The 9,274-nt window shown below is 70.8% G+C and carries 11 protein-coding genes; 8 read left to right on the forward strand and 3 right to left on the reverse strand.

The window, feature by feature from the left end; translation table 11 throughout:
* The first annotated feature begins 403 nt into the window (after positions 1 to 403).
* Entirely contained in the window at positions 404 to 1,306 is a 903-nt protein-coding gene (locus OEY_RS0112265) for an LLM class F420-dependent oxidoreductase (RefSeq protein ID WP_010594164.1), read from the forward strand.
* Positions 1,307 to 1,373: 67 nt separating this feature from the next.
* On the opposite strand, the gene OEY_RS0112270 is transcribed toward OEY_RS0112265, so the two are convergent.
* On the reverse strand, positions 1,374 to 2,108 hold the full coding sequence (locus OEY_RS0112270; RefSeq protein ID WP_010594165.1) for a helix-turn-helix transcriptional regulator: 735 nt from the start codon (positions 2,106 to 2,108) through the stop codon (positions 1,374 to 1,376).
* A gap of 94 nt (positions 2,109 to 2,202) precedes the next feature.
* Between OEY_RS0112270 and OEY_RS0112275 the strand changes: the two genes are divergently transcribed.
* From OEY_RS0112275 to OEY_RS0112295, 5 genes are all read left to right on the forward strand, one after another.
* Complete coding sequence (locus tag OEY_RS0112275) at positions 2,203 to 2,652, forward strand: hypothetical protein (protein ID WP_010594166.1); 450 nt, start codon at positions 2,203 to 2,205, stop codon at positions 2,650 to 2,652.
* Between the two features lie 70 nt (positions 2,653 to 2,722).
* Complete coding sequence (locus OEY_RS0112280) at positions 2,723 to 3,199, forward strand: hypothetical protein (RefSeq protein ID WP_010594167.1); 477 nt, start codon at positions 2,723 to 2,725, stop codon at positions 3,197 to 3,199.
* A gap of 1 nt (position 3,200) precedes the next feature.
* Positions 3,201 to 5,027 carry a glycoside hydrolase family 15 protein gene (locus OEY_RS0112285; protein WP_010594168.1) on the forward strand — a complete coding sequence of 609 codons (1,827 nt, stop codon included), beginning with the start codon at positions 3,201 to 3,203 and terminating at the stop codon, positions 5,025 to 5,027.
* Positions 5,028 to 5,079: 52 nt separating this feature from the next.
* The gene (locus OEY_RS0112290) at positions 5,080 to 5,721 is read left to right on the forward strand and encodes a hypothetical protein (protein WP_010594169.1); all 642 of its coding nucleotides are present in this window, start codon (positions 5,080 to 5,082) and stop codon (positions 5,719 to 5,721) included.
* Entirely contained in the window at positions 5,718 to 7,121 is a 1,404-nt protein-coding gene (locus OEY_RS0112295) for an FAD-binding oxidoreductase (RefSeq protein ID WP_010594170.1), read from the forward strand. The genes OEY_RS0112290 and OEY_RS0112295 overlap by 4 nt, the downstream gene beginning before the upstream one ends.
* A 37-nt stretch (positions 7,122 to 7,158) precedes the next feature.
* Here OEY_RS0112295 and OEY_RS0112300 read toward each other — a convergent pair whose 3' ends face one another.
* Entirely contained in the window at positions 7,159 to 7,605 is a 447-nt protein-coding gene (locus tag OEY_RS0112300) for a MarR family winged helix-turn-helix transcriptional regulator (protein ID WP_010594171.1), read from the reverse strand.
* Positions 7,606 to 7,685: 80 nt separating this feature from the next.
* Between OEY_RS0112300 and OEY_RS0112305 the strand changes: the two genes are divergently transcribed.
* Entirely contained in the window at positions 7,686 to 8,309 is a 624-nt protein-coding gene (locus OEY_RS0112305; RefSeq protein ID WP_010594172.1) for a mycothiol-dependent nitroreductase Rv2466c family protein, read from the forward strand.
* A 13-nt stretch (positions 8,310 to 8,322) separates the two neighbouring features.
* Complete coding sequence (locus tag OEY_RS0112310) at positions 8,323 to 8,973, forward strand: maleylpyruvate isomerase family mycothiol-dependent enzyme (protein ID WP_010594173.1); 651 nt, start codon at positions 8,323 to 8,325, stop codon at positions 8,971 to 8,973.
* Positions 8,974 to 8,980: 7 nt separating this feature from the next.
* On the opposite strand, the gene OEY_RS0112315 is transcribed toward OEY_RS0112310, so the two are convergent.
* Positions 8,981 to 9,274, reverse strand: a 294-nt coding sequence (locus OEY_RS0112315; RefSeq protein ID WP_010594174.1) for a hypothetical protein, incomplete at its 5' end; no start/stop codon positions are given.

A 9,274-nucleotide genomic window follows, 5' to 3' on the forward strand; every position in this document is an offset into this window, starting at 1 on the left:
GGTCGCGCCGGTGACCCCGGCCCCGGCGGCGCAACCCACCGAGGCTGCCCCGCTGGACCTGATGCAGTTCGCCCGCGGGTCGGTGCTGAAGAGGGTCGGGCCGGCGGTGGCCGTCGGGGCGCTGCTGGCGCTGATCATCTACCTGGTGCTGCGGCGCCGACAGGGGTGAGCCGAGGCCGCCGAGCCCGCCGAAAACGCACGGACCCCGCCGGCGCATACATCCGAGAGCGCCGGCGGGGTCGTCGGGCGCCGGCACGACCGCGAGGTCCTTCCGGCGGATCACCCACGCAGGGGGGAGTGGGTGCTCGCCCTCCACGCTAACGCGACACGAAACCCGTGCGCCGCCCCCGCAGCACGAAAGACGCAACCGTTGCGGGATCGATATCCGCCGCGGCCCGACGGAATGAAACCGGAACCGGTGGAGGTTGGACTCGGCGTGACGGATTCGACGAAGGCAGAGAACTCGACGCAGACTCCCCCGCTCGGCCGTTTCGGCGTCTGGCGGCACGCGACCGGTCTCCCCCCGGAGACCGGGGCCGAGATCGAGAAACTCGGTTACGGCACGATCTGGATCGGCGGCTCACCGCCCGCCGACCTCGAGGTGGCCGAACGCCTCCTCGACGCCACCGAGACCGTGGTCGTCGCCACCGGCATCGTCAACATCTGGACCGCTCCCGCCGACGAGATCGCCGCCTCCTACCACCGGCTCGAGGAGCGCCACCCCGGCCGCTTCCTGCTCGGGGTCGGCGTCGGCCACCCCGAGGCGCACGGTGAGACGTACCGCAAGCCGTACACGGCGCTGGTCGAATACCTGGACGTGCTCGACCGCGAGGGCGTACCCGCGGCGCGGCGGGTGCTCGCCGCGCTGGGACCGAAGGTGCTGAAGCTGTCCGCAGACCGGTCCGCCGGGGCCCATCCCTACCTCACCACCCCCGAGCACACCCGTGAGGCGCGCGACGTGCTCGGCCCGGACGTCGTGCTCGCGCCCGAGCAGAAGATCGTGCTGTCCACCGACGTCGCCACGGCCCGCGACGTCGGCCGCAAGGCCGTGGCCAACCCGTATCTGAAACTGCGCAACTACCGCGCGAATCTGGAACGCACCGGCTTCACCGCCGAGGAACTCGACAACGACGGCACCGACCGGGTCGTCGACGCACTCGTCGCGCACGGCGACGCGGAGTACATCGCGACCCGGCTGCGAGAGCACCTCGACGCCGGGGCGGACCACGTCGCGGTGCAGACCCTGCCGATGCGCGACGACCCGGTCCCGGCCCTGCGCGAGGTAGCCGCAGCTCTCGGGCTCTGACACCCGGACGGGACCGCGCCGGCCGGTGCGGTCCCGTCCTCCGCGGCGGGAGCGGTGCGGCGCCGATTCACCGGTCCCCGCTCCGGATCCGGACGCAGCAGAATCCCGGTTCCGGGGCAAGCTCGGTGTCGAGCTCGGCAGTGTCGAGACCGGCAGCCCCGAGCCCGGCGACGACCGCCTCGACCAGAGCGAGGTTCATGCCGCAGACCAGGTCGCGGTGTTCGCCGGCCAGCCGGTCGAAGGGGCAGTTCGCCAACCGGATCTGCCCGTCGCCGGACAGGCGCGGCTCGTAGCCGTGCCGGGCGAGCACCCGCGCCACGCCCTCGAGGCCGGCCGGTGCCTCGACATCGCCTCCGTTCGCGGGGCCGTCCGCCGGGGCCGGCTCCGCCGCGATCCGCCGTCCCCGCTCGGTGGCGGCGGCCCGCACCGCCTCCGCGACGGGCACCGACTCACGCATCGACCGCTCGATGGCAGTTGCCAGAATCTCCCCCGCCAGGTCGTAGCGACGCTCGGGCAGGGAGATCGATAATTCCTGCGACGAGCGCCGGTAGAGCTTCGACGGCCGTCCTGCGCCCGGGCCGGTCCGTCCCGAAAGCCGTCGGAACTCCGTCTCGAGCAGACCGTCGACGACGAGCCGGTCGAGATGGAATTTCGCCGCATGCACCGGCACCTCCACCGCGGCCGCCGCCTCCTCGCGCCCGACCGCGTCCGCCTGCGCGACGACGTAGCGGTAGAGCGAGCGCCGGACCGGGTCCGCCAGCGCCCCGATCCCTGCGGCCTGCTCCGCGAACTCGTCCTGCACGCTCGTCCTCCTTCTAAAAGAGAAACTTCTTGACGTAATCTACGTCACATATCTAAAATAGAGCCTACTCTCTTTTAGAAGTCAGGAGACTTCGATGAGCCCCTCACCTCTCTCCCCTGCCACATCCCCTCACACCCGCACCGACGCCGAGGTCGGAGCACGCCAGGCATTCATCCTCCTCCGGACCGTCTTCACCGTCGCTCCGATCGCCTTCGGCCTCGACAAGTTCACGAACCTGCTCACCGAGTGGGAGCACTATCTCGCCCCCTGGATCGACGACATCGTCCCCGGCACCGCCCACCAGGCCATGCTCGCGGTGGGAGCGGTCGAGATCCTCGCCGGCATCCTCGTCGCGATCCGGCCTGCGATCGGCGGCTACGTCGTCGCCGCATGGCTGCTCGGCATCATCGTCGATCTGCTCACCCTGGGCGGCTACCTCGACATCGCACTGCGCGACGTCGGACTGGCGGTCGCCGCCCTCGCCCTGGCCCGGCTGGCTACCGCCCCGGCCGCCCGGCGCAGAGTCGCCGCCGGCGCCCCGTGAATTCGAGCGGCAGGGCCACGGCGGACGCCGGCCGTGGATCTGCCGCTCCCGCACCCGAAGGTGAAATGCCATGGACTGGGCCGGATGGGCACTCTTCGGATCGCTGGCCACCACCGTCCTGACGGCGGTCATGATCGCCGCCCAACTGGCCGGTTTCAGCCGACTGGACCTGCCGTTGGTGCTCGGCACGGCCGTCACCCCCGACCCGGACCGCGCCCGGGTGGTCGGCTTCCTCGTCCACCTCGCGATCGGCCAGGGTTTCGCCCTGGGGTACGCCGCCACCTTCGCACTTCTCCATCAGGCGACGTGGTGGCTCGGCATGGCGCTCGGCCTGCTGCACGGCGTCGTCGCCTTGACGGTCCTGCTGCCGCTGCTGCCGGGCGTACACCCACGTATGGCATCCCAGCGAGCCGGCCCGCGCAGCACCGCCGTCCTCGAACCGCCCGGCCTGCTCGGCCTGAACTACGGCGCCCAAACCCCGACCGTCGCCGTCGTCGCACATCTCGTCTACGGCGTCGCACTCGGACTGCTGTTGCAGGTGAACTGAAGTGACCTTCACGGCAAGCACTTTCGAACGGATCCGGGACGACGCGGCCGTGCCGTCCCGGATCGAGGACTACGGCCTGCTCGGCGACACCCGCACTGCGGCGCTGGTCTCCGAGGACGGATCGCTCGACTGGCTCTGCGTGCCGCGCTTCGACGCAGACCCCGTCTTCGGCCGGCTCGTCGGCGGGGCCCAGGCGGGGCGGTTCCGGCTCGGCCCCGACGGGCCCGCCCCTGTCGTCCGGCGCCGCTACCGGACGCACACCGCGACGCTGGAGACGACCTGGGATCTCGGCAACGCCCGGCTCACCCTGCGCGAGGCGATGATCGCGGAGGTGGCCGGGCGGCTGCTACCGGCGACGGTCCTGGTGCGGCAACTCTCTGCCGAGGGCGGATCTGTCCGAGCCGCAGTCGATTTCGACCCCAGGTTCGGCGAACGGCACCGCGCGCCCAAGGTTCGGCGGCGCGGTCCCGATCTCGTGTGCGAGTGGGGCTCGCTCGCCCTGTCGCTGGCCTGCGATCCCGGAACCTCGATCACGCCGGGCCGGCCGACCTCGATCCACGTGTCCCCGGGCCACCCGGTCACCGTCGTCCTGGCCGTGGCTCACCGCGAGCCGCTGATCCACCTCACTCCTGGCGCGGCGTGGGAGCTCGTGGCCGAGGACGAGGCACGCTGGCGGACATGGACGGCGGACATCGCTCACGACCTGCCCTACCGGGAGGCCGTCGTGCGAAGCCTGCTGACGCTGCGTCTGCTCACCTACTCTCCCTCCGGCGCACCGGTGGCCGCGCCGACGACGTCGCTGCCCGAACGGCCCGGGGGGATCCGGAACTGGGACTACCGCTACGCCTGGCCGCGCGACGCCGGCATCGGCGTCGCGGCGTTTCTCGGGGCCGGCAAGGTCGACGAGGCACGCGGGTTCCTCGGGTGGCTCCTGCACGCGAGCCGTCTGCAGCGACCCCGCCTGCCGGTCCTGTTCACACTCGACGGCCGGCCCGGACCCGCCGAACGCACCCTGGCGGGATGGCCCGGCTTCGCCGGCAGCGCCCCCGTGCGGTTCGGCAACGACGCGGCCGACCAGCACCAACTCGACGGCTACGGCTGGGTCGTCGACGCCGCGTGGGCGTTCGTCCGGACCGGCCGGTCGCTGAATTCCGAAACCTGGCGAATGGTACGCGGATTCACCGATCATGTCTGCGAACGGTGGCGCGATCCGGATGCCGGCATCTGGGAGATCCGCGCCGACGCCGCCCACCATGTGCACTCGAAGATGATGGCCTGGCTGGCCCTCGACCGTGCCCTGCGCATCGCCGAGACCCATCGCCTGTCCGCCCGTCGCCGCCGGCGCTGGCGCGCGGTGCGGGACGCCGTCGCCGCAGAGGTGCGCGATCGCGGTTTCGACCGGCTCGGAGACCGATACACCCGCACCTACGGCTCCCGCGACGTCGATGCCGCCCTGCTCGTGCTTCCCGTTCTGGGTATCGACGACCCGGACTCGCACCGGGTGCGGGGCACGATCGACGCGATCCGGCGCGAGCTGTCGGCCGGAGGCCCTCTGCTGTACCGGTATCCGCCCGGACAGGACGGACTGCCCGGAGGCGAAGGCGCATTCCTGCCGTGCTCCTTCTGGCTGGCCCAGGCACTGGCCCTCACCGGCCGGCGGGCGGAAGCCGAGGAGCTGTTCGAAACCCTGCTGCGGCACACCGGCGCCCTCGGCCTTCTTCCGGAAGAGGTGGATCCCGCCACCGGCGCCTTCCTCGGCAACTATCCGCAGGCGCTCACGCATGCCGCGGTCGTGCAGGCCGCCCTCGCCCTCCGGACCGTCCGATGAGCGGGACCGCCGGGACCTTCTCTCCCCGGCGCCGATGTGGAACAGTTTTCTCATGGCGATCCGCACGCTCGCCGCAGTCGCGACAGCGGTGAGTGCCTTCGTCCTGTATCGCCGGTGGCACCGGCGCTGGGGAGCGACGACTGCCGAGTGCGCCGGCCCGATGCCCGGCGACGACATCCTCTCCTCGGCGGCGTTCAGCGCGACCCGCGCCCTCACGATCGACGCGCCGGCCGAGTGCGTGTGGCCGTGGATCGTCCAGGTCGGCTACAACCGGGCCGGCTTCTACTCCTACGACCGTCTCGACAACCTGGGGCGGCCCAGCGCGACGACGATCGATCCGCGTCTGCAGTGCATCGAGGTCGGCGACGTGGCGGCGCCGATGGCGAGTCCGGCCACGGCGGCGACGTCCTTCCGGGTGCACTCCTTCGATCCGGGGCGCTACCTGGTGTGGGCGAAGCCGGATTCGACGTGGTCGTGGCGCCTCGATCCCGTCGACGGCGGGCGACGGACCCGGCTCGTGAGCCGGTTGCAGGCCGCCTACCGGCCCGCACCGTCGCTGCCGCTCACCGTCGCACTGATGGAACTGGCCGATTTTCCGATGATGCGCAGGATGCTGCTCGGCATCCGGGAGCGCGCCGAGCGCCTCGCGGCCCGCGAGTCCGCTCGTTCCTGGCAGGTTCGGGAGGACACATGACTCACACGACCGGCGACCTCGGCATGCTGCGGGCCGCGATGGAGGGGCCGGTGCTCGGACCCGGCGATCCGGACTACGACGAGGCCCGCAAGGTGTGGAACGCCGATATCGACCGCCGTCCGGCCGCGATCGCACAGTGCCGGAGTACCGCCGATGTTCAGGCGGCGATCGCCTATGCGACCGGGCACGGACTGGAGCTGGCTGTGCGCGCGGGCGCCCACAGCACCGCAGGCGCGTCGGTCGTCGACGACGGCCTCGTGATCGACCTCGGATCGATGGATCACGTCGTCGTCGACCCGGAGCGCAGACGGGCGCGGGTCGGTGGCGGCGCCCTGCTGCGTGATCTCGATGCCGCCACACAGGCCCACGGACTCGCCGTCCCGGCTGGGCTGATCAGTCACACGGGCGTCGCGGGACTCACGCTGGGCGGAGGAATGGGCTGGCTCACGCGGCAGGCCGGATTGACCATAGACAACCTCGAATCGGCCGAGGTGGTCACCTCCGACGGCCGGATCCTGCGCGCCGCCGAGGACGAGAATGCGGACCTGTTCTGGGCCATCCGGGGCGGCGGCGGAAACTTCGGTGTGGTGACGGAATTCGAGTTCCGCCTGCACGAGGCCGGTCCCGTCGTGCAATTCGGACTCCTGTTCTGGGGCCTGGATCAGGGCACCGAGGTGCTGCGGCTCGCCCGGGAGGTGATCGGTACGCTGCCGCGCGAGCTGAACATCGTGGTTGCCGGCGTGAACGCCCCACCGGCCCCGTTCGTGCCCGAGCAGTACCATCTGCAGCCCGGCTATGCCCTTCTGGTCACCGGTTTCGGAGCAGCGCAGACGCACGAGGACGTGCTGACGCGAATTCGGCGCGCTCTGCCACCGCTGTTCGAGTTCGTCACGCCGATGCCCTATCCAGACGTGCAACAGCTGCTCGACGAGAGCAACGCGTGGGGCTTCCACTGCTACGACAAGGGCTGCTACCTCGAAGCTCTCTCCGACGACGTCATCGAGACCGTGGTCGAGTTCGTGCCGCAGAAGACTTCGCCTCTGTCGCTCCTGTTGTTCTACCGGCTGGACGAGGCGTACTGCGAGACCGGGGAGGACGACACCGCCTTCGGCGGCGGACGGACGCCACGCTTCGCAGTCTTCATCATCGGCGTCTGTCCCGATCCCGCACTGCTGCCACCGGAGCGAGCCTGGGCCCGGTCCCTCTGGGATGCCCTGCGCCCGTATTCGGTCGGCATCGGCGCGTATGTCAACTCCATGACCGAATTCGAGCAGGACCGGGTGCGCGCCACCTACGGTCCGGACAAGTACGCGCGATTGGCCGAGATCAAGGCGAAGTACGATCCGCACAACGTCTTTCACCGGAATGCGAACATTGTTCCCGGCGTACGGCACGCGTGACACCGGGTGAACGTCCCAGCCGGATGCGACCGGACGACTACGCTCCCGTGGGCCGATACGGATCGGTGATCTCCCGGAGCAGGGTGAGCGCCTCGCGCAGCTGCTTCATCCGGCGCACGCCGAGGTGCTCGGTCCATTCGGCCTCGATCCGGGCCTCCTCGGCCCGGGCGACAGGGAGGGCCTCCGCGCCGCGCCGCGCGATCCGCACGAGTCGCGCACGGGCGTCGGTGGGGTCGACGGTGCGTTCGACGTAGCCGGCCCGCTCGAGCTGGTCGACGAGGAAACTCGCCGTCTGCTTGGCCACCTGGGCCTGCTCGGCGAGGTCCGTCAACCGCGTGCCGTCGGGCCCGATGCGGGCAGCCACCCGCGCCTGAGCGAGCGTGATGTCGTCGTAGCCGGCGCGCCGCAGCGCCGCGAGAATGCGGTTCTCCGCCGACCGGGCGGCGATGAACATCAGCAGGGCGGTATTGAGATCGTCTGCCATCCCACTCCTTGCAGATAGTCCGATTCTCGAACTATATTGGTACCAACATCGTACTTGTTGGCCCGCCCGGGAGGTGCGAGATGGCCGACGAAGCGCCCGTCGTGGACTTCTACTTCGACCCCGTCTGCCCGTACGCGTGGATCGCGTCCCGGTGGCTGCTCGAAGTGGAGCGCCGGCGGCCCCTCGATCTGAGATTCCATGTGATGAGCCTGAGGGTTCTCAACGAGAACCGCCCGGGCGATCCCGCCTATCTCGCCAACATCGAACGTTCCGCCGGTCCGTCACGAGTGGCCACCGCTGCCGCCGTCCAGTTCGGCGAGGCGGTCCTGCGGGACCTGTACACGGCATTCGGTGACGCGATCTTCGATCGGTGGCGCTACCCCGATCCGGACGAATATCGCACCGCGATGGCCGGTGCGCTCGAGCGGACCGGCCTGCCGGCCCGACTCTCGTCCGCGGGCGACTCGACCGAGTACGACGACGCGCTCCGCCGCAGTCACGACGCCGGGATGGCGCCAGTGGGCCGCGAGGCCGGCACGCCGACCGTCCACATCGACGGCGTCGCGTTCTTCGGTCCGGTGCTCAACTCGATTCCGCGCGGCGACGACGCCGTGCGCGTCTTCGAGGGCGCGCGATTGCTGTCCGGGTTCTCTGACTTCTTCGAACTCAAGCGCACCCGGACCCGCCCACCGGTGTTCCACTGACAAGAGGGGCCCCATGATGAACGAGGACGAAATCTGGGCCGCGATCGACAGCGCGCGAGGGCGCACGGCCGATCTGCTCGAACAGCTCTCCGACGACGAATGGGCGCAGCCCTCGCTGTGCGACGGCTGGACGGTGCGTGACGTCGCCGCCCACCTGACCCTGCAGCAGTTGACCGTCGGGGACGCCGTCCGGATCGCCCTGCGGCATCCCGGCCCGATGAATTCGATGATCCGTGCCGCCGCGCGCGACCGGGCGGCGCTGCCGACCGACCGGTTGATCGCGGACCTGCGCGCGACGATCGGCTCCCGCCGCCACAATGTGGGGCTGACCGCCTTCGAGCCCCTGACCGACATCCTCGTGCACGGCCAGGACGTCGCGATCCCGCTGCACCGCGACCTCGGGATGCCCGCGGACGCGGCGTCCGTGGTCGCCGCGCGGGTGTGGTCCCAAGGCGGCAGGGGCAAGGCCCGGGTCTTCCGCTCCCTTCCCCTGCGCGGCTACCGGCTCACCGCCACCGACGTCGCGTGGTCGGTCGGCGAGGGGCCGGAGATCCGGGGACCGATCTCCGCGATCCTGTTGCTGCTCACCGGCCGTCGCGCGGCGCTGCCCCGGTTGTCCGGCCCGGGTGTGGACGATCTGCGGGCACGGGTGGCGACCGGGTGATCCGGGTTCAGGACGAGCCGTCTCGCTCCCACGCCGCGGCGATCTCCGGGTATCCGGCCGCGATCTCGTCGAGCCGTTCGTCCGAGGCGGTCTCGATCTCGGTACGGTGCCGCTGCGCCGCCACGAGGGATCCGTCGAACTCCCCCGATGTCGGCACCGGACTCTGTTCGCCGGGACCCGGGGCACTCGTCTCCAGGGCTCCGATGATCTCGTCGAGCCGCTGAGCCACGAACCTGCGCTTGTCGTTGTGTGTCTCCATACGAACCGGCATACCCGGCTCGCTGCGCGTCACACCGCCGGT

It is taken from the genome of Rhodococcus sp. P14 (assembly GCF_000256505.1).
Classification (GTDB): Bacteria; Actinomycetota; Actinomycetes; order Mycobacteriales; family Mycobacteriaceae; genus Rhodococcus; species Rhodococcus ruber.

What these genes read in the sequence shown, in the direction of transcription:
- OEY_RS0112310 (WP_010594173.1), top strand. Translation starts at nt 8,323, where the DNA reads ATGATGAACGAGGACGAAATCTGGGCCGCGATCGACAGCGCGCGAGGG.
- OEY_RS0112290 (WP_010594169.1), top strand. Translation starts at nt 5,080, where the DNA reads ATGGCGATCCGCACGCTCGCCGCAGTCGCGACAGCGGTGAGTGCCTTC.
- OEY_RS0112280 (WP_010594167.1), top strand. Translation starts at nt 2,723, where the DNA reads ATGGACTGGGCCGGATGGGCACTCTTCGGATCGCTGGCCACCACCGTC.
- OEY_RS0112265 (WP_010594164.1), top strand. Translation starts at nt 404, where the DNA reads ATGAAACCGGAACCGGTGGAGGTTGGACTCGGCGTGACGGATTCGACG.
- OEY_RS0112305 (WP_010594172.1), top strand. Translation starts at nt 7,686, where the DNA reads ATGGCCGACGAAGCGCCCGTCGTGGACTTCTACTTCGACCCCGTCTGC.
- OEY_RS0112300 (WP_010594171.1), bottom strand. Translation starts at nt 7,605, where the DNA reads ATGGCAGACGATCTCAATACCGCCCTGCTGATGTTCATCGCCGCCCGG.
- OEY_RS0112275 (WP_010594166.1), top strand. Translation starts at nt 2,203, where the DNA reads ATGAGCCCCTCACCTCTCTCCCCTGCCACATCCCCTCACACCCGCACC.
- OEY_RS0112295 (WP_010594170.1), top strand. Translation starts at nt 5,718, where the DNA reads ATGACTCACACGACCGGCGACCTCGGCATGCTGCGGGCCGCGATGGAG.